The sequence below is a fragment of the Streptomyces sp. NPDC053665 genome (assembly GCF_055585285.1).
Genome location: NZ_JBVJKK010000001.1, coordinates 1087874 through 1106434, shown reverse-complemented (window position 1 = coordinate 1106434; position 18561 = coordinate 1087874). Strand labels below are relative to the sequence as shown.

General features: G+C 73.6%; 17 protein-coding genes. 6 read left to right on the top strand and 11 right to left on the bottom strand.

The genetic code is table 11. The features are described from left to right. Window positions 1-20: 20 nt before the first annotated feature. Entirely contained in the window at window positions 21-1514 is a 1494-nt protein-coding gene (locus ACZ6ZN_RS04755) for an IucA/IucC family protein (protein WP_469643064.1), read from the bottom strand. 100 nt (window positions 1515-1614) lie between these two features. On the opposite strand from ACZ6ZN_RS04755, the gene ACZ6ZN_RS04750 reads away from it, so the two are divergent. After that, window positions 1615-3162, top strand: coding sequence for an IucA/IucC family protein (locus ACZ6ZN_RS04750; RefSeq protein WP_469643062.1), 1548 nt, complete (start codon window positions 1615-1617; stop codon window positions 3160-3162). Between the two features lie 34 nt (window positions 3163-3196). Here ACZ6ZN_RS04750 and ACZ6ZN_RS04745 read toward each other — a convergent pair whose 3' ends face one another. From ACZ6ZN_RS04745 to ACZ6ZN_RS04720, 6 genes are all read right to left on the bottom strand, one after another. Continuing rightward, window positions 3197-3613 carry a universal stress protein gene (locus ACZ6ZN_RS04745; protein ID WP_398109552.1) on the bottom strand — a complete coding sequence of 139 codons (417 nt, stop codon included), beginning with the start codon at window positions 3611-3613 and terminating at the stop codon, window positions 3197-3199. 2 nt (window positions 3614-3615) lie between these two features. Continuing rightward, window positions 3616-5115, bottom strand: coding sequence for an APC family permease (locus ACZ6ZN_RS04740; protein ID WP_469643060.1), 1500 nt, complete (start codon window positions 5113-5115; stop codon window positions 3616-3618). Window positions 5116-5195: 80 nt separating this feature from the next. Further along, complete coding sequence (locus ACZ6ZN_RS04735) at window positions 5196-7268, bottom strand: iron ABC transporter permease (RefSeq protein ID WP_469643058.1); 2073 nt, start codon at window positions 7266-7268, stop codon at window positions 5196-5198. Between the two features lie 8 nt (window positions 7269-7276). Then, complete coding sequence (locus ACZ6ZN_RS04730) at window positions 7277-8260, bottom strand: ABC transporter substrate-binding protein (RefSeq protein WP_398109549.1); 984 nt, start codon at window positions 8258-8260, stop codon at window positions 7277-7279. Then, complete coding sequence (locus ACZ6ZN_RS04725) at window positions 8257-9126, bottom strand: ABC transporter ATP-binding protein (protein WP_398109548.1); 870 nt, start codon at window positions 9124-9126, stop codon at window positions 8257-8259. The genes ACZ6ZN_RS04730 and ACZ6ZN_RS04725 overlap by 4 nt, the downstream gene beginning before the upstream one ends. Window positions 9127-9182: 56 nt before the next feature. After that, entirely contained in the window at window positions 9183-9746 is a 564-nt protein-coding gene (locus tag ACZ6ZN_RS04720) for an MSMEG_1061 family FMN-dependent PPOX-type flavoprotein (RefSeq protein WP_469643055.1), read from the bottom strand. Between the two features lie 182 nt (window positions 9747-9928). Here ACZ6ZN_RS04720 and ACZ6ZN_RS04715 point away from each other — a divergent pair, with 182 nt between their 5' ends. Next, complete coding sequence (locus ACZ6ZN_RS04715) at window positions 9929-10843, top strand: HipA family kinase (RefSeq protein ID WP_469643054.1); 915 nt, start codon at window positions 9929-9931, stop codon at window positions 10841-10843. Further along, window positions 10840-11109 (top strand): Rdx family protein, encoded by a 270-nt coding sequence (locus ACZ6ZN_RS04710; protein ID WP_451878389.1) that lies wholly within the window; start codon window positions 10840-10842, stop codon window positions 11107-11109. Before ACZ6ZN_RS04715 ends, ACZ6ZN_RS04710 begins: the two co-directional genes overlap by 4 nt. A 10-nt stretch (window positions 11110-11119) precedes the next feature. Here the strand turns inward: ACZ6ZN_RS04710 and aceB are convergent, their stop codons facing one another. Together aceB and ACZ6ZN_RS04700 are read right to left on the bottom strand one after the other, a co-directional pair. Then, window positions 11120-12745: a malate synthase A gene (gene aceB / locus ACZ6ZN_RS04705; RefSeq protein WP_469643052.1), complete on the bottom strand. Its 1626-nt coding sequence runs from the start codon at window positions 12743-12745 to the stop codon at window positions 11120-11122. A 205-nt stretch (window positions 12746-12950) separates the two neighbouring features. Further along, a complete protein-coding gene (locus ACZ6ZN_RS04700; protein ID WP_469643050.1) occupies window positions 12951-13565 on the bottom strand; it encodes a nucleotidyltransferase family protein in 615 nt (204 codons plus the stop codon). A gap of 322 nt (window positions 13566-13887) precedes the next feature. Here ACZ6ZN_RS04700 and ACZ6ZN_RS04695 point away from each other — a divergent pair, with 322 nt between their 5' ends. Next, a complete protein-coding gene (locus ACZ6ZN_RS04695) occupies window positions 13888-14184 on the top strand; it encodes a DUF5955 family protein (protein ID WP_469643958.1) in 297 nt (98 codons plus the stop codon). Window positions 14185-14200: 16 nt separating this feature from the next. Here the strand turns inward: ACZ6ZN_RS04695 and ACZ6ZN_RS04690 are convergent, their stop codons facing one another. Further along, window positions 14201-14878 (bottom strand): DUF6304 family protein, encoded by a 678-nt coding sequence (locus ACZ6ZN_RS04690; protein WP_469643048.1) that lies wholly within the window; start codon window positions 14876-14878, stop codon window positions 14201-14203. Further along, a complete protein-coding gene (locus ACZ6ZN_RS04685; RefSeq protein ID WP_451878385.1) occupies window positions 14875-15672 on the bottom strand; it encodes an IclR family transcriptional regulator in 798 nt (265 codons plus the stop codon). Before ACZ6ZN_RS04685 ends, ACZ6ZN_RS04690 begins: the two co-directional genes overlap by 4 nt. A 247-nt stretch (window positions 15673-15919) precedes the next feature. Between ACZ6ZN_RS04685 and allB the strand changes: the two genes are divergently transcribed. Together allB and alc are read left to right on the top strand one after the other, a co-directional pair. Next, on the top strand, window positions 15920-17260 hold the full coding sequence (gene allB, locus ACZ6ZN_RS04680) for an allantoinase AllB (RefSeq protein ID WP_398109541.1): 1341 nt from the start codon (window positions 15920-15922) through the stop codon (window positions 17258-17260). Window positions 17261-17299: 39 nt separating this feature from the next. Continuing rightward, the gene (alc, locus tag ACZ6ZN_RS04675; RefSeq protein ID WP_469643046.1) at window positions 17300-18415 is read left to right on the top strand and encodes an allantoicase; all 1116 of its coding nucleotides are present in this window, start codon (window positions 17300-17302) and stop codon (window positions 18413-18415) included. Window positions 18416-18561 lie beyond the last annotated feature (146 nt).

The following is an 18561-nucleotide window of genomic DNA, read 5'->3' as shown; positions in this document are numbered from 1 at the left end:
GGCGGGCTCCAAAACGGGCCTCACAGCAAGGGGTTGGGCAGGTCCGCCCACTGGTCCCCGGGGGACCGCGGAGAGAGCCGCATCAGCGTCAGCGCCTTCGCGGGCAGGGGTTCGGTGCGCAGCGCGGCCAGGTCCGCCGTGGGCGGGAGATCGCGCACCGCCGTCTCCAGCGCCGCGGCCAGCGCCCCGCCCGAACCGGCCGTGCCGGCGAGCGCGCCCGCCACGAGCGAGCCGAACAGCTTGCGGCGCAGCGCGCGGTCGTCGTCGGTGACCATGCGCGCGGGCAGGTCGGGCACCTCGATGCCGTGCCGGGTCAGGCGGGCCGGGCTGACGCGGATGTCGGCCAGGTCGCGGTAGACCAGCCGCAGCGGTTCGCCCGAGGCGGAGAGCACCACGAGCAGGTTCTGGCCGTGCGCCTCCAGGGCCACCCCCAGTTCGAGCAGCCGCAGGCCGACGGTGAGGGCGAGACGCGCGAACCCGGCCAGCCACGTGGGGGAGCGGGGCAGGTCGGTGGTGGCGAGGGCGGCCACCGGCAGGACGCGCTCGCCGGGCGCCGCGTACGTCTGCGGCGACTCGCGCAGGACGGCCGCGAAGTCGGGCGAACCGGCCGCCGCGGCGCCCAGCGTGCGCGTGACGTGCAGCAGACCCTCCGTGCGCGCCGCGGGCGCCGCGGCGAAGTCCGACAGCAGCGCGGAGGCGGCCACCGAGGGCAGGGAGATGTCCCGTACGGAGGACGTCAGCCGGGCACTGAGCGAGGTCTTCACATGCGGCCCGCCGGGCAGCGCCAGCGTCCGCAGGGCCATCAGCGGATGCCCGGGGCGCCGCTGGTCGCAGGTCCGCTTCAGCACGTGCGCCGCCTGCCAGGGATGCACCGGCAGCACCAGGTGCTCTCCGTCGCGCAGCTCCTGCGGCCACACGCCCGACACCAGGCACTCGCTCGCCCGCACCGGCACCATCCCCAGCTCCACCACCGGCCGGTGCTCGGGCCCGTACGCGAGCTGCTCGGCCACCGAGAAGCCGGGCCGGGACCGGCACGCCGGGTGGAACGGGTGCCCGTCGACGATCCGCTGCTCCCACTCCCAGTCGTGCTCCGGCCATTCCTCCCGGCCGCCGCTCTGCCCGGCCCGGGACAGGGCCATCGAGGCGACGCCGTGGGCGAGTTCGGCGGCGAAGGAGGCGGAGTGCGGCACGTCCAGAGCCGTCATCAGCCGCGCCGGGTCGTCGTGGTCCGTCCCGTCGAGCCGGACGGCCGTGACGGCGGCGCCGGTCGCGTAGGGGTCCGGGCGGGGCCCGTGCAGCCGGCGCCCGTCCGCCAGGTGCAGGGTCAGCCCGTCCCCGCCGGCCTCCCGGCGCACGGCCCAGGGCAGCGGATCATGGGCCAGCCCGCGCCACAGGCGGGACAGTACGGCCGCCCGGGCACCGGGCAGTTCGGCTTCGTACCGCGGCAGCAGGGAGGGGCGCACGGCGGCCAGCTCCTCGGCTGCCTCGGTCTCGGCGCAGGGGGGACGGTGCACGGGCGGGCTCCTCGGGTACGGATAGGGCGTCACAGCGGGACGGCGACGACCGGCATACTGATCATCTCCGCCCGGAACGCCGGAAGGACCACAGGGACGAGTGGAACGCGTGGACCTCATGCCCCCGCCCGCCGACGACGACTCGGCCCACGGCGACGACCCGGCCACCGCACGCCTCGCCGACGCGTACGCCGCCGTACCGCTGCTGAACTGCCTGCTGCGGGAAGTGGCCCAGCCGGTGCGCGGCGACGGCGACGGCGACGGCGACCACCGGGTGTACCGCCTGCCCGGTGCGGACCGCCTGCTGCGCGTGCGCGGGACGCGCCGGCCCGCCGGCCCCGAGGTGCGCACGGCCGGGGGCTGGCACCGCCTGGACCACGCGGAGCTGGTGGAACTCGTCGCCGACGAACTGCGCCGGCACACCGGACTGTCCCACCCCGAACTGCCCGCCGAGATGCTCGCCAGCCGCGACGCGGTCGCCGCCCTGCTGGCCGCCCGGGCCGGGACCACCCCGCCCGCGGACCCCTACCGGCGCTCCGAGCAGTCGCTCCTGACCGGCCACACCCACCACCCCGCCCCCAAGGCCCGCGGGGGCGGCCCCGCCGCCGGCTGGCTGCCCTACGCCCCCGAGGCGTACGCGGCCTTCCCGGCCATCTTGCTGGGTGTGCGCGAGGACCTCGTCGTCGAGGAGGGCGACACCTCGGCGCTCGACGCGCTGGGCACGGCCCCGCCCGGCTACCGGCTGCTGCCGGCCCACCCCTGGCAGCTCGACCTGGCCGCAGGGGAACTCGCCGCCCCCTTCGCGGACGGCCGGCTCGTCCGCCTGGGCACGGCCGCCGAGGACAGCTGGCCCACGGCCGCGATCCGCACGCTGTACTCGCCCGGGCACGACCTGTTCCTCAAGTTCAGCCTGGACGTGCGGATCACCAACGACGTCCGCCGGCTGTGGCGGCACGATCTGCTCGCCCTGCGCCGGACCGACCGGGCCGTGTGCGCCGCGTTCGCGACGTTCGACGGCCCCCCGGCCTGGCTCGGCGACCGCGGGTACCGCACGGCCGGGTTCGCCTTCGAGGCGCTCGCCGTCCTCGTCCGCGACGGATTCGGGGACCGGCTGCGGCCCGGCGCGACCCCGCTGCTCGCCGCCGGCCTCGTCGAGGGATTCCGGGGGAGCCCTCTGGAACGCACCGCCGACCCCGAGGGCTGGTGGACGGCGTACCTGGCGTGCGTGGTCCCGCCGGTCCTGTGGGCGTTCGCCGGGCACGGGGTGGTCCTGGAGGCCCATCTGCAGAACACGCTGGTCGCCGTGGACGCGGCCGGCGTCCCGGTGCAGGCGCTGTACCGGGACGCCGAGGGTGTGAAACGGGTGCCGGACGTGTCGCGCGAGGCGGGCTGGGAGCGGCTGGTGTACTGCCTGGTCGTCAACCACCTCACCGAGGTCGCCGCCGCCCTCGCCGAACGGCACGCCGGGTTCGACCCCTGGCCGGCCGTCCGCCGCGAACTGGCCCGCCACGACCTGCCCGAGGTCGCCGCCCTGCTCGCCTCGCCCACCCTCCCCGCCAAGACCAACCTGCTGCTGCGCTGGACGGACGCGGACGGCGCCGACGCCCGCTACCTGCCGGTGCCCAACCCGCTCGCGGCAGGAGCCTGACGCGGACGCGGCCGGGCAACGGCACCCGCCCGTCTCAGGACTCGGCCGGTACGCACAGCACCGGGACGGTGGACAGGTGCAGCAGCTTGTGCGGGGTCGAGCCGAGGAGCGCGCCGCGCACCGGGCTCTCCCCCCAGGTGCCCACCACGATGACCCGTGCGCCGTGCCGGGCCGCGGTGCCGAGCAGCGCCTGGGCGGGCCGCTCGTCGACCAGTTCGACCTCCGTGCGCACGCCGGCCTCCTCGGCCACCCGGACCGCGCGGCCGAGCGCGGTGGTCCCGGCCTCCCGGACGGCGTCGTGGTGGGCGCCGTACTCCTCGCCGGTGACACCGGGGGCCGCGGCCCCGTAGACGATGACCAGCCGCTCGTCGTACGCGGTCGCCACCTCGATCGCGACCTGCAGCGCGCGCCGCGCGCCCGGGGACTCGTCGTAGCCGAGGACCACCGACATGTTCAGGACTCCTTGCCGTCGAGGAGGGCGGGATCGACCACGCCGGGCTGCTCCGACCAGAAGGCGGGGGCCCGCAGCCGCCACACGATCATGAGGATCACGCCGGTCAGCGCGATGCCGATGCCGATGACGAGGGGCGGGCCCAGGCCGAACCACGAGACGCCGCTGTAGGAGTTGGCCGGATCGGCCATGTCCGTCACCGACTCCACCAGCAGCCAGGCCAGCAGTCCCGCGCCGATCAGCGGGCCGAGCCCGATCAGCAGGAAGTCGCGGACACTGCGGGTCAGCTGGCGGCGGTAGTACACCGCGCAGGCCACGCCGGTGAGGGCGTAGTAGAAGGCGATCAGCAGGGACAGGGCGGTCAGGGAGTCGAAGAGGGCGTTCTCGCTGAGGTGGTACAGCACGAGGTACCAGGCGATGGCGATGCCGGCGACCCACCAGGTGCTCACGTCGGGCGTGCGGAACCGCGGGTGGATGCGGCCGAAGTGGGCGGGCAGCGCGTGGCGCCGGGCCATGGACAGACCCGTGCGCGACGCCGGGATGATCGTCGTCTGGGTGGAGGCCAGCGCGGAGGTGGACACCGCCAGCAGCACCACCCAGTCCCAGCCGCCCATCGCCTCCCCGGCGAGCAGCGCGAAGACGAACTCCTCCTCGCCGGCGTTCTCCGCGAGGTAGGCGGTGCCGGCGTAGCCTACGACGGCGAAGGCGACCGCGACGTAGGTCACCAGCAGCAGCACCGTCGACCAGACGGCCGCCTTGCCCGGCGCGGTCGCCGAGTCCTCGACCTCCTCGGTGAGGTTGACCGCCGACTCCCAGCCCCAGTAGATGAACACCCCCAGCAGCAGGGCGGCCGTGAGGGGCGCACCGCCCGCGCCGAACGGGTTCAGCCACTCGAACTCGGGTCTGATCGCGTCCAGGGTGCCGGTGCCGGCGTACACGCGGTACAGCGCCACGACGGCGAAGGCGAGCAGGCAGGCGACCTGCGCCAGGATCAGCGCGTTCTGCACCTTCGCCGACACCTCGGTGCCGATCACGCACAGGGCCGTCATCACCACGATCAGCAGCACGGTGAGGACCTGACGGACGACGTCGTTGTCCGCCCAGCCGTCCAGACCGACGGCGAGCAGGAAGAAGGTCACGGCGACGTCCGCCAGCGAGCCGACGACCAGGACGCCGGTCATGGTGATGGCCCAGCCGCCGAGCCAGCCCGCCCACGGCCCCATGGCCCGGGTGACCCACGAGAAGGTCGTGCCGCAGTCCTGGTCGACCTTGTTGAGGTAGTAGAACGCCGAGGCGATCAGCAGCATGGGCACGAACGAGGCGAGCATGACCCCGGGGGCGTAGAGACCCACCAGGGCCACGATCGGCCCGATGACCGCCGCCACCGAGTACGCCGGTGAGGTGGCGTTGAGCCCGATGACCAGTGCGTCGAGGAACCCGATCGCGTCGGGCTTCAGGCTCGCGGACGGCGGCGGGCCGGCGTCCGTGCTGTCCTTGGCCATGCTCCCTCACTCCCGTTGTGCGTGGATCCATACAACAGGGATGTACGGGGCATTTCAGGCATTGTGCGTCGTGTGCCGCCCTATGTCGTCCTCCGGCCGCGGACCAGCAGGTACAGGAAGTACGGCGTCCCGATCACCGCCGTCATCAGCCCGGCCCCGAGCTGGGCGGGGGCGATGACGGTGCGTCCGATCAGGTCGGCCGTCCCGACGAGCGCGGCACCCAGCAGCACGGCGACCGGCACGACCCGCACGTGCCGCCGGCCCACCAGGGCACGGGCCGCGTGCGGCGCCACCAGGCCCACGAAGCCGATGGTGCCGGCCGAGGCCACGGCGGTCGCGGCGAGCAGGACCCCCACCACGAGGAAGCCCAGCCGGGCCCCGGGCAGGGCGAGCCCGAGCAGCCGGGGGGTGTGGTCGTCCAGGGAGACCAGGTCGAGCTCGGTGCGGCGGGCGACCGCCACGGCCAGTCCGAGCACCAGCACCAGGGCGACGGGCACGACGTCCGCCGTGGTCCGCCCGTAGGTCGAACCGGACAGCCAGGTCAGCGCCTTGACGGCGTTGAAGGGGTCGGTGAGCACGATGAGCAGGCTGATCAGGGCCGTGGAGCCGGCCGCCATGCCGATGCCGACCAGGACCAGCCGGTTCTGCCGGTAGCCGCCGCGGGCGGCGAGCCCGAAGACGACGGCGGAGGACAGCGCGGCCCCGCCGAACGCGGCCCCGGCGATGCCCCAGGACCCGACGGACGGCACGGTCGTCACCAGCACGACGGCGCCCAGCGCGGCGCCGCCCGAGACGCCCAGCACACCCGGCTCCGCCAGCGGATTGCGGGTCACGGCCTGCACCAGGGTGCCGGCCAGGGCGAGCGCGGCGCCCGCGCACAGGGCCGCGAGCACCCGGGGCACCCGCGTGTCCAGGACGAAGGACACGGCCTGACCGGCCCGTCCCTGCGCCCAGTTGGCGACGTCGCCGAGCAGGAGCTTGCTGTCGCCCAGCAGCACGCCGGCCACGGCCACGCCGACGACCGCGGCGGCCAGCACGGTCACCGTGACGGTGAACACCGCCCGGCTGGGGATGCGCAGCCGGTCCGGGGTCTCGGCCCCGGCCGTGTCCCGCAGCCGCAGGGCCGTCACCACCAGGAACACCGCGCCCACCAGGCTGGTGACGATGCCGGTGGGGACGGCGACGGCGGTGTCGGCGGGGATGAGCGCCCGCAGCAGCACGTCCGAGCCGAGCACCAGCGCGGCACCGGCCAGCCCGGCCACCGGCAGGGCCGCCCGGGCGCGCGTGAAGCCCCGGAAGCGGCGGGCGAGCGGACGCACCAGGGCCGGTGCGCACAGGCCGACGTAGCCGAGCGGTCCGGCCAGGGTGACGGCGGCCGCCGACAGCAGGGCCGCGAGGACGACCACCGTGACCCGGGTGGCGGTGACCGGGACGCCCAGTCCGCGCGCCGCGTCGTCCCCGAGGGCGAGGGCGTCGACCCGGCGGGCGACGAGCAGCAGCCCGGCGAGGCCGGCCACGGCGACGGGCAGCATCTGGAGCACGCCGTCGAAGCCGTTCTGGCCGATGCTGCCCTGGTTCCACTGGTAGAGGCCGTCGGTCTCCTGCGGGAACAGCAGGAGCAGCCCCTCGGTGACGGAGTTCAGCCCCAGCGCGAGCGCCGTGCCGGCGAGGACCAGCCGGACCGTGCCCGTGCCCAGGCCGGACAGGGCGAGCACGACGGCCGCCGCCGCGAGGCCGCCCGCGAAGGCGACGCCGGAGGAGGCCAGCAGCGGCAGCGAGACGCCGGAGGCGCCGGCCAGGCCGAGCGCCAGGTACGAACCGGCGTTCACCGCGAGGGTGTCGGGCGAGGCGAGCACGTTGCGGCTGACGGCCTGGAGGACGGCTCCGGCGATGCCGAGGACGACGCCGACCAGGATGCCGGCGGTCATCCGCGGCAGCCGGGAGGCGATGACGACGGAGGCGTCGCCCGCGTCGGCCTGCCCGGTCAGGGCGTTGAACACCTGGGAGGGTCCGACGGCCGCGGTGCCCTGGGTGATGTCGACGACGGCGAGGGCGGCGACCGCGAGGACGAGTCCGGCCGTCACCGCGGCCGCACCGGTCCGGGACGCGGCCGCCGGCGGACGGGTGGCGGGGGGTGCTTCGGTGACGGCCATGACGGGCGTTACTTCTGCAGCGCGTCGACGAGGGCGTCGATGTACGCCTCCATCGACCGGGGACCGCCGAACATCCAGATGCCGTCGGGCAGCCGGTGCACGTCGCCCGCCTTCACGAACGGCAGGGAGGTCCACACGGCGTTCTTCTTCAGCTGGCCGGAGAACGGGTTGCTGGACTTGTCGCCGTCGTTGCCGATGTAGGCGAACTGCACGTCCTTCGGCAGGCCGGTGAGGCCCTCGACGTCGGTGGTGCCGAGGCCGTAGGCCGGGTCGCCCTTGACCTTCCAGGCGTTCTTCAGTCCGAGCCGCTCGTTGACGGAGCCGATCAGGGACGAGCTGGTGTAGGGCCGCAGGGAGACCTGGTTGGACGTCACGTAGCCGTCGGCGAAGGCGACGTCGGCTCCGGCCAGGTCGGCGTCGGCGAGGCTCTTCCTGCCCTCTGCGACCTTGGCGTCGAAGCTCTTGCGGGCCGCCTCGGCCCGGTCGGTGGTGCCGGTCGCCTTGGCGATGAGGTCGAGGTTCTCGAACATCTGGCCGATCTGGTCGGAGCCGTCCGCCGACTTGATCTCCAGGACCGGGGCGACCTTGCGCAGCTGCTTCACGGCCGCGTCCGGCAGGTCGGAGCTGGCGACGATGAGGTCGGGGGAGAGCGAGGCGATGGTGTCCATGCTCGGCTCGCCGCGGGTGCCGATGTCCTTCGGCTCGTTCTTCAGCGGGACGGCGGAGTCCCAGATCTTGTAGCCCTTGACGTCGGCGACGCCCACCGGGTCGACGCCGAGCGTGATGAGGCTCTCGACCTCGTTCCACTCGGTGGCGACGACCTTCTTGGCGGGTCCGTCGAGCTTCACCTTCGCGCCCGTGGAGTCCGTGAGGGTGATGGCCTCGGCAGGCTTCTCCTTCGAGCTGTCGGCGGCGGGCTCGGTGGTGCCGCAGGCGGCCAGGGTGAGCGCCGCGGCGGTGGTGGTGGCCGCGGTGAGCAGGAGGCGTCTCATGTGGTGGTGCCGAGCCTTTCGCTTCGGGTGGAACGGGTGTGGTGCCGGCCGATCGGGCGGGTCCGTATCCGGCCGGTGTGGGGGTCGGTGTCGACGTCGATGCGGATGCCGTAGACGGCGGTCAGCCGTTCGGGGGTCAGGACGTCCTCGGGCGGGCCGTCGGCGACGATCCGGCCCGCCTCGAGCAGCGTGACGCGGTCGGCGAGGGCGGCCGCCTGGTCGAGGTCGTGCAGGACGACGCCCACGGCGATCCCGTGGTCGTCGGCCAAGTCACGGACGAGGTCGAGGAGTTCGACCTGGTAACGCAGGTCGAGATAGGTCGTGGGCTCGTCCAGCAGCAGCACGCCGGTCTCCTGCGCGAGGCAACTGGCCAGCCAGACGCGCTGCAACTGCCCTCCGGAGAGGTGGTCGGCACCGCGCTCGGCGAGTTCCCTCACCCCGGTCAGGGCGAGCGCCCGCTCCACGGCGGCCTGCGCGTCGGGGTCCGGACGGCCGAAGCGGCCGCGGTACGGGTAGCGGCCGAACTCCACGAGGTCGCGCACGGTGAGCCCGCTCGGCGTGGGCCGCCCCTGCGTCAGCAGGGCCACGTACCGGGCGAACTCCTTGGCGGACAGGGCGAGTCCGTCCGTGGCGCCGTCGAGCGTCAGCTCCGCCCGGCGGGGCCGCTGCAGCCTGGCGATCGTGCGCAGCAGCGTCGACTTCCCGCTGCCGTTGGGGCCCACGAGCACGGTCACCTCGCCGGGCCGCAGCGCGAGCGCCGCGTCGTGCACGACGTCGGTGCCGTCGTAGGACACGGTCACGCCGGTGGCCGACAGTTGATGCCCGCGCAGACGCGGTCCGCCCACGGGTTCTTCACCAGATCTCACAAGGCGAAGGTTAGCCTAACCTAATATCGCCTTGCCAAGAGGTAGGGAGCCGCGACTCACCCGGTGGGCCACGACGCCGGGTCCCAGACGCCCGAGCGGCGCAGCGACATGGGGCAGTGCAGGAAGATCTCGTCGATCTCCAGGACCAGGGCGAGGGCCGGACGCCCGCCCTCCCGCGCCATGGCGTCGAAGAACGGGGCGTCGGTGAGGATCCGGGCCCGGCCGTTCACGCGCAGCACCTCCTTCGCGCCCGGCACCAGGTACAGCAGTCCGGCGTGCGGATTGCCCAGGATGTTGTGGAAGCTGTCGCCGCGCCGGTTGCCCGCCCGGTCGGGCAGCGCGATGGTGCCCGGATCGAGGACGTGCGTGAACCCCGGCGCGTCCCCGCGCGGCGAGACGTCGCAATTTCCCTGCGCGTCGGACGTGGCCAGCAGGCAGAAGGGCGAGCGGGACAGGATGTCCCGGTCCTGGTCGGTGAGCCGGTCGTGCACCTTCTCGATCACCACCGGCCAGGGCTCGCCCAGCAGCCGGCGCAGTTCGCCGGCCGACTCCAGTTCTCTCCAGCCGGTCTCGGCCGGGGCGTGCGGCGTGCGGGCGCCCGTGTCGGTCGTGTGCGGCAAGGCCGGCTCCCTGGGTGTGCGTGTCGGACGGTCGGTCGCAGCCTAACCGGGTCTGCTTAGGGTCCCCTTACCGGTCTCCCGGTGATCGCCGCCGCGGCCGGCCGCCGGTGTGCGTATGCTCGGGCCCATGCGCTGGAGTCGGCCGTGAAGAGCCAGGTGGACCGTCTGCGAGGTCTCGCAGCATGCTGAGAGAGGTCACCGCCACCCGTTACGTCGAACCTCTGCACTCGGGCGGCTCCGTCCCCGGGGTCGTCGAGGCGGACGACCTGGGCACCTACGTCGTGAAGTTCACCGGCTCCGCGCAGGGCCGCAAGGCACTGGTCGCCGAGATCGTCGTGGGCGAACTGGCCCGTGCCCTCGGGCTGCGGTTCCCGGAACTGGTCCTGGTGCACTTCGACCCGGCGGTCGCCGGCGACGAGCCGCACCAGGAGGTGCGGGACCTGCACGCGGCCAGCGCGGGTCTCAACCTCGGCATGGACCACCTGCCCGGCGCCCGTGACCTCACCCCGGAGATCGCCCGGGTCTTCCCCGTCGACCCGCTGGAGGCGGGGCGGATCGTCTGGCTGGACGCCCTGACCGTGAACGTCGACCGCACGGTGCACAGCTCCAACCTGATGGTCTGGCCCACCCTGGGGGTCGCCCGCCCGCGCCTGTGGCTGATCGACCACGGCGCCGCCCTGGTCTTCCACCACCGCTGGGACGCCACGGACCCGGCGAAGCCTTACGACTTCCGGCACCACGCCCTCGGCCACTACGGGCCGGACGTGCGTGCCGCCGACGCCGAACTCGCCCCGAGGGTCACCGAGGAGCTGCTGCGCGGGATCCTCGCGGAGGTGCCGGACGCCTGGCTCGCCGGCGACCCCGTCTTCAGCGGCCCGGACGCGGCCCGCGAGGCGTACGTCCGGTACCTGCGTGCGCGCGTGGAGGCGTCGGCGGCCTGGCTGCCCACCGACTTCCCCAGCCGGGAGGAGCTCGCCGCCGAGGAGACCCGGCGGGCGCAGCGCAATCAGAGGGAACGCCCCGCGTGGCTCAGGCAGGTGCCCGACCTGCACGGCAAGCCCGCGGCCGAGCAGGATTGGTCGGTGCACCTGGGATGAGCGGCCGTGTCGAGATCGAGTACTGCACGCAGTGCCGTTGGCTGCCGCGCGCGGCCTGGCTGGCCCAGGAACTGCTCACCACCTTCGAGGCGGAGCTGACCGAGCTGGCGCTGAAGCCGGGCACGGGCGGGGTGTTCGTCGTCCGCGTCGGCGACGAGGTGGTCTGGAACCGGCGCGAGCAGGGCTTCCCGGAGCCGACGGCCGTGAAGAAGGCCGTACGCGACCGAGTGGCCCCGGGGAAGACCCTGGGCCACTCGGAGCGGTAGCGGCGGCGCCTCAGCCCTGGAGCTGCTCGTACGCCGGCAGCGTCAGGAAGTCGGCGTAGTCCTCGTCGAGGGAGACCTTCAGCAGCAGGTCGTGCGCCTGCTGCCAGGTGCCCGCGGCGAAGGCCTCCTCGCCGATCTCGGCCCGGATGTTCGCCAGTTCCTCGGCGGCGACCTTGCGGGCCAGCTCGGCGGTGACCTGCTCGCCGTTGTCGAGGACGACCTCCGCGTTGATCCACTGCCAGATCTGGGAGCGGGAGATCTCGGCGGTGGCCGCGTCCTCCATCAGGTTGAAGATGGCGACCGCGCCCATGCCGCGCAGCCAGGCCTCGATGTAACGGATGCCGACCTGCACGGCGTTGACCAGGCCGGCGTAGGTGGGCTTGGCGTCGAGCGAGTCGACGGCGATGAGGTCGGCCGCCTCGACGTGGACGTCCTCGCGGAGCCGGTCCTTCTGGTGCGGCTTGTCGCCGAGGACCTTGTCGAAGGACTCCATGGCGATGGGCACCAGGTCGGGGTGGGCGACCCAGGAGCCGTCGAAGCCGTCCCCGGCCTCGCGGTCCTTGTCGGCGCGGACCTTCTCGAAGGCGACCTTGTTGACCTCGGCGTCCCGGCGGGAGGGGATGAACGCCGCCATGCCGCCGATCGCGTGGGCGCCCCGCTTGTGGCAGGTGCGCACGAGGAGTTCGGTGTAGGCGCGCATGAACGGGGCGGTCATCGTCACCGCGTTGCGGTCGGGCAGGACGAACCGGGCGCCGCCGTCCCGGAAGTTCTTGACGATGGAGAACAGGTAGTCCCAGCGGCCGGCGTTCAGCCCGGAGGCGTGGTCGCGCAGCTCGTAGAGGATCTCCTCCATCTCGTACGCGGCCGTGATCGTCTCGATGAGGACGGTGGCGCGGACGGTGCCGTGGGGGATGCCGCAGTACTCCTGCGCGAAGACGAACACCTCGTTCCAGAGGCGGGCCTCCAGGTGCGACTCCGTCTTGGGGAGGTAGAAGTACGGACCCTTGCCGAGGTCCAGCAGGCGCCGGGCGTTGTGGAAGAAGTACAGGCCGAAGTCGACGAGCGCGCCGGGCACCGCGGTGCCGTCGGCGTCGACGAGGTGACGCTCCGTCAGGTGCCAGCCGCGCGGGCGCATGACGACCGTGGCGAGGTCCTCGTTCGCCTTCAGGGCGTAGGACTTGCCGGACCTCGGGTCGGTGAAGTCGATGTTCCGGGTGTAGGCGTCGATCAGGTTGAGCTGGCCCAGGACGACGTTCTCCCACGTGGGCGCGGAGGCGTCCTCGAAGTCCGCGAGCCACACCTTGGCGCCCGAGTTGAGGGCGTTGATGGTCATCTTGCGGTCCGTGGGGCCGGTGATCTCGACCCGGCGGTCGTTCAGGGCGTCCGGGGCCGGGGCTACCCGCCAGGAGTCGTCGGCGCGGACCGCGGCCGTCTCCGGCAGGAAGTCGAGGGTGGAGGTGCGGGCGATCTCGGCGCGGCGCTCGGCGCGGCGGGCCAGGAGTTCGTCACGCCGGGGGGTGAACCGCCGGTGCAGCTCGGCCACGAAGGCGAGTGCCGCCTCGGTGAGGACCTCCTCCTGCCGGGGCAGGGGCTCGGCGTCGACGATGGCCAGCGGGGACGGCGCTGGAGCGGACATGAACGGTCACTTCCTTCGGCGAGCTGTGACAACGAACCGGCGGGCGGCACCCGGTGCCAGTCTTCCCGGATGCGGCGATCGGCGCCCGGAGGGGGGAGGGCGCTTCTGATCAGTGGATACTAGTTTCCTCATGGTGGAAGTTCAATCGTTTGTTGATGTCGAGATTCTCCGGATCGAGCCAAGGTGGCTCCCCGTGCCACCCCGTTCACTCCAGGTGTCCCAGATCGGCCTCGGTGTCGATGTCGAAGGGCCGGGCCACGTCCCCGCATTCGACGAGGCGGACCGCCGCGGCGTGCTCCTTCAGGTAGGCGCGCGCCCCCCGGTCGCCCGTGGCGGTCGCCGCGATGCCGGCCCAGTGCGCCGCGCCGAACAGCACCGGGTGGCCGCGCACCCCCGCGTACGCGGCGGACACCAATGCGTTCTCGCCGTCGTACGCCCCCAGGACCCGGGCCACCGCCTCGGGCCCGATGCCGGGCTGGTCGACGAGCGCGACCAGGGCGGCCCGCGCCGGGGAGCCGGCCAGGGAGTCCAGCCCGGCGCGCAGGGACGTCCCCATGCCCTGTTCCCACTGCGGGTTGTCCACCAGGACGCATCCGTCCAGTGAGGCCCGGGCGCGCACCTCGTCGGACCGGGCACCCAGGACGACATGGACCATCGCACAGCCGCCCTCGCGCAGGACGCGCACGGCGTGCTCCACGAGCGGCCGCCCCCGGTGCGGCAGCAGCGCCTTGGGGCGTCCGCCCAGCCGCCGGCCTCCTCCCGCGGCCAACAGCAGCCCGGCCACCGCGCGCGTCCCGTCCGTCGTCTCGCGTGTCGTCATGGCTCCTGCATACCGCACGCCCCGCGCGGGTCACGGGTGATGCGGGGGCCGCGTCGCACGGGCGTGCGCCCGGGGCCGGGAAGTCACGCAGCGGAGCAAGTCGATGACGCAGCGGACTGGCGCCTGGCGGCCCGCGTCGTCTACTGTCGCCCGCACCGAACCGGCGGGGTGCCCGAACAGGGGCCGCGGCGGGGGGACTTCGGGCCACCAGGCAGGCGCACGACGAGGTGCGAGGGGGAGGACCGTGTTGCGGAGCGTGGAGCAGGAGCGGCAGGGGCCCACGGCCGGCGGGCAGGCGGGCGCGCGCGTGACCGAACCGCACGTGACAGAACTGCGCGTGACGGACCCGCGCGTGACGGAGCTGCGCGCGGCGGTGTCCCGGCTGCGCCGCCGCCTCGCCGCCCATCCGGCCGAGTTCGCGGACCGGGGCACCGCCGAGGAGGAACTGGCGGCCCTGGACGCCATGGCCGCCACCGGCACCCCCGACATCGCCCGCCTGCGGCGCTCCCTGCTCCTGGTCGCGGGCGCGATCGGCTCGGTGAGCGCCCTGTCGTCCGCGCTGGCGGACGTCCGGCGCGCGGTGGACCTCTTCGGCCGGCCGGTGCGCCGGCCCGTGTAGGCGGACCGGCCCGCCGCTACGGGAACGTCCCCCGGTACCCCGCGTGGGCGCCGCGGGGTTCGAACTCCCCGCACAGATACGTCTCCTGCACGAACTCGGTGAGCTGCGGCCAGAGCGCGAAGATCCCCTGCGGACCCCGCTTGCCGTCGACCCGGCGGTAGCGGTCCTTGGTGTTCCGGAAGCAGGCCAGCCCGGTCATCATCGAGTGGCCCACCGGGTGGTAGTCGGACCAGGCGCACGCGAGGCACGCCCGCAGCAGCTGCCCGGGCGGGAGCCGGCGCTGGATGGCGTACAGGGCCGTCTCGAAGTCGCCGTAGTCCTCCCCGCCGTACGCGCGTCCGTCGAGCCGCAGGGTGACCGTCAGGCCCTCCTCGTCCAGGGCGCCCGAGGCCACCGGGTCGCCCAGCCGCAGGGCGCAGTGCAGCACGCCCGTCCGGGGCTCTCGCCCCGCGGCCGCGACCGGGAGCGGCACCTCCCACTCGAGCAGGCAGGAGCACAGGTCGCCGTCGTTGAAGCGGAACATCGCGTCGGGCGGGTCGCCGGCCTGGGCGCCGAGCGTGTCCATCGTCCCGCCCTCGAAGAGCACGCCCCTGATCGTCGTGCGGATCAGCTCCCGGCCGTCGGACTCGAAGGTGAGGTCCTCGCTGCCGTGCCGGTCGGTGTAGCGGCCCGGCCAGGTGTGTAACCCGCTCACGCCGGGTTCTGGCTGGCGAGGGCCTGCGACAGTTCGCCGGCGACCTGCTGGAGCACCGGCACGATCCGGTCCGTCGCCGCCTCGGTGACCCGGCCCGCCGGACCGGAGATGGAGATCGCCGCGGCGGTGGGGGAGTCGGGTACCGGGACGGCCAGGCAGCGCACCCCGATCTCCTGCTCGTTGTCGTCGACCGCGTAGCCCCGGACGCGCACGTCCTCCAGGGCCGCGAGGAAGCCGTCGGCCGTCGTGATCGTCTTGTCCGTCGCCGCGGGCATGCCCGTGCGGGAGAGCAGGGCGCGCACCTCCTCGGGCGGGAAACCGGCCAGCAGTGCCTTGCCCACGCCCGTGGAGTGCGGCAGCACGCGCCGGCCGACCTCGGTGAACATGCGCATCGAGTGCTTCGAGGGCACCTGCGCCACGTAGACGATCTCGTCGCCGTCCAGCAGCGCCATGTTCGCCGTCTCGCCCGTCTCCTCGACCAGCCGCGCCAGGTAGGGCCGCGCCCAGGTGCCCAGCAGCCGGGAGGCCGACTCGCCGAGGCGGATCAGGCGCGGGCCGAGCGCGTAGCGCCGGTTGGGCTGCTGACGTACGTATCCGCAGGCCACCAGGGTGCGCATCAGGCGGTGGATGGTCGGCAGGGGCAGTCCGCTGCTGGCGGACAGCTCGCTCAGCCCGACCTCGCCGCCCGCGTCCGCCATCCGTTCGAGCAGGTCGAAGGCGCGCTCCAGGGACTGGACGCCACCGTTGGAGGAGGACCGGGCGGAGTCGGTGGTGCTGGCGCTGGACGTCGGCACGGCGCGTTCCTTTCGGGGCTGGCGGAAGAGCTGAAGCCTACCCGGCGGTCGGTCGACTCCCCGGTTGTACGGAGCTACGTTCTGCTTCCCGGAAGTGTAATTCCGCCTTGTGGAAACGTCCAGAGGTGGGTCCGAGGCGGGCGTCGTGGCCAGTCTGCCCTTGACGGGGCCGGAGCGGGAGTGAAGACTCCTTCAACAGAAAGTTGAATTCCGGTACGCGGAAGCGTGTGAAACGTAAGGGGTCCGGGTGTCCGACGCTGAACTGGTGCTCCGCTCGACGCGTGTCCTGACGCCCGAGGGGACACGCCCCGCCTCGGTGGCCGTCGCCGGCGGCACGATCACCGCGGTCCTCCCGTACGACGCGCCCGTGCCGGACGCCGCCCGCCTGGAGGACCTGGGCGACCACGTCCTGCTGCCCGGCCTGGTCGACACCCACGTGCACGTCAACGACCCCGGCCGCACCGAGTGGGAGGGCTTCTGGACCGCCACCCGGGCCGCGGCCGCCGGCGGCATCACCACCCTCGTCGACATGCCCCTCAACTCCCTGCCGCCGACCACCACGGTCGCGCACCTGCGGACCAAGCAGCAGGTCGCCGCCGACAAGGCGCACATCGATGTCGGCTTCTGGGGCGGGGCCCTGCCCGGCAACGTCAAGGACCTGCGCCCGCTGCACGAGGCCGGCGTCTTCGGCTTCAAGGCGTTCCTGTCGCCGTCCGGCGTGGACGAGTTCCCGCACCTGGACCGGGAGGCGCTCTCCCGCTCCATGGCCGAGATCGCCGCCTTCGGCGGACTGCTCATCGTGCACGCCGAGGACCCGCGCCTGCTCGCCACCGCCCCGCAGCAGCCCGGCCCCCGCTACGCGGACTTCCTCGCCTCCCGTCCCCGGGACGCCGAGGACACCGCCATCGCCCAGCTCATCCGCGAGGCCCGGGCCCTCGACGCCCGGGTGCACGTGCTGCACCTGTCCTCCAGCGACGCCCTGCCGATGATCGCCGAGGCGCGCTCCGAGGGCGTGCGCATCACCGTGGAGACCTGCCCCCACTACCTGACCCTCACCGCCGAGGAAGTCCCCGACGGCGCCAGCGAGTTCAAGTGCTGCCCGCCGATCCGCGAGGCCGCCAACCAGGACCTGCTCTGGCAGGCGCTGGCCGACGGCACCATCGACTGCGTCGTCACCGACCACTCCCCGTCCACCGCCGACCTCAAGACCGACGACTTCGCGACGGCCTGGGGCGGCATCTCCGGACTCCAGCTGAGCCTGTCCGCCGTGTGGACCGAGGCCCGCAGGCGCGGGCACGGCCTGGAGGACGTCGTGCGCTGGATGTCGGCGCGGACGTCCGCACTGGTCGGACTGGACGGCCGCAAGGGCGCCATCGCGCCCGGCCACGACGCCGACTTCGCCGTCCTCGCCCCCGACGAGACCTTCACCGTCGACCCCGTCGCCCTCCAGCACCGCAACCGCGTCACGGCCTACGCGGGCCGGACCCTGCAGGGCGTCGTGAAGGCCACCTGGCTGCGCGGCCGGAAGATCATGGCGGACGGCGAGTTCACCGAGCCGAAGGGGCAGCTCCTCACCCGAACCGACTGACCTCCCATCCCGGACACCCGAAAGGAAGACCTGATCATCGTGACGGCGATCCCCAGCTTCACCGGCGACGCGAACCCCTACTCCGGCGGCGACCCGTACGCGGACTACCGCACCGCCGACTTCCCCTTCACCTCGTACGCCAACCTCGCCGACCGGCGGCTGGGGGCCGGTGTCATCGCTGCCAACGACGAGTTCTTCGCCCAGCGCGAGAACCTGCTGGTGCCGGAGCGCGCCGTGTTCGACCCCGAGCACTTCGGACACAAGGGCAAGATCATGGACGGCTGGGAGACGCGGCGCCGCCGGGGCGTGTCCGCCGAGCACCCCTGGCCGGCCGACGAGGACCACGACTGGGCCCTGGTCCGGCTCGGCGCCCCGGGCGTGATCCGCGGGATCGTCGTCGACACGGCCCACTTCCGCGGCAACTACCCGCAGGCCGTGTCCGTCGAGGGCACCGCCGTGCCGGGATCCCCGTCGCCCGCCGAGCTCCTCGGTGACGACGTGAAGTGGACGACCCTCGTCCCGCGCACCCCGGTGGGCGGGCACGCGGCGAACGGTTTCGCGGTCGCCGCCGAGCAGTGCTTCACCCACCTGCGGATCCGGCAGCACCCCGACGGCGGTGTCGCCCGCCTGCGCGTGCACGGCGAGGTCGTGCCGGATCCGGTCTGGCTGGGAGCGCTCGGCACGTTCGACGTCGTCGCCCTGGAGAACGGCGGCCTGGTCGAGGACGCGTCCGACCTCTTCTACTCGCCCGCCTCCCACACCATCCAGCCGGGCCGCTCCCACAAGATGGACGACGGCTGGGAGACCCGCCGCCGCCGCGACCGGGGCCACGACTGGATCCGCTACCGGCTGACGGCCCAGGCGCAGATCCGCGCGCTGGAGATCGACACCGCCTACCTCAAGGGCAACAGCGCCGGCTGGGCGTCGGTCTCGGTCAGGGACGGCGAGGACGGCGACTGGCGGGAGGTGCTGCCCCGCACCCGCCTCCAGCCCGACACGAACCACCGCTTCGTCCTGCCGGAGCCGGCCGTGGGCACGCACGCGCGCCTCGACATCTTCCCGGACGGCGGCATCTCCCGCCTGCGCCTCTTCGGCTCCCTGACCCAGGAGGGCACGAGCCGCCTCGCGGCCCGCCACCAGGAACTCGGCGGCTGACCCGCCCGCCCCGGCGGCACGCCGGGCTTCCCGGCGTGCCGTCCGTGCCCCGGGCTTTCCGGTTCCCGCGGGGGAGGTGGGGTGGTTCCGGTGGCCGACTGGGCGTCCGGGGTGAACGCCCGGGTTCCTTGGCGCGTGGTCGGTGA

Bases quoted from the DNA above. Each gene is read 5' to 3' on its own strand.
- ACZ6ZN_RS04745 (WP_398109552.1), bottom strand. From the start codon at position 3,613: ATGTCGGTGGTCCTCGGCTACGACGAGTCCCCGGGCGCGCGGCGCGCG.
- ACZ6ZN_RS04740 (WP_469643060.1), bottom strand. From the start codon at position 5,115: ATGGCCAAGGACAGCACGGACGCCGGCCCGCCGCCGTCCGCGAGCCTG.
- ACZ6ZN_RS04735 (WP_469643058.1), bottom strand. From the start codon at position 7,268: ATGGCCGTCACCGAAGCACCCCCCGCCACCCGTCCGCCGGCGGCCGCG.
- ACZ6ZN_RS04730 (WP_398109549.1), bottom strand. From the start codon at position 8,260: ATGAGACGCCTCCTGCTCACCGCGGCCACCACCACCGCCGCGGCGCTC.
- ACZ6ZN_RS04715 (WP_469643054.1), top strand. From the start codon at position 9,929: ATGCTGAGAGAGGTCACCGCCACCCGTTACGTCGAACCTCTGCACTCG.
- ACZ6ZN_RS04710 (WP_451878389.1), top strand. From the start codon at position 10,840: ATGAGCGGCCGTGTCGAGATCGAGTACTGCACGCAGTGCCGTTGGCTG.
- aceB (WP_469643052.1), bottom strand. From the start codon at position 12,745: ATGTCCGCTCCAGCGCCGTCCCCGCTGGCCATCGTCGACGCCGAGCCC.
- ACZ6ZN_RS04700 (WP_469643050.1), bottom strand. From the start codon at position 13,565: ATGACGACACGCGAGACGACGGACGGGACGCGCGCGGTGGCCGGGCTG.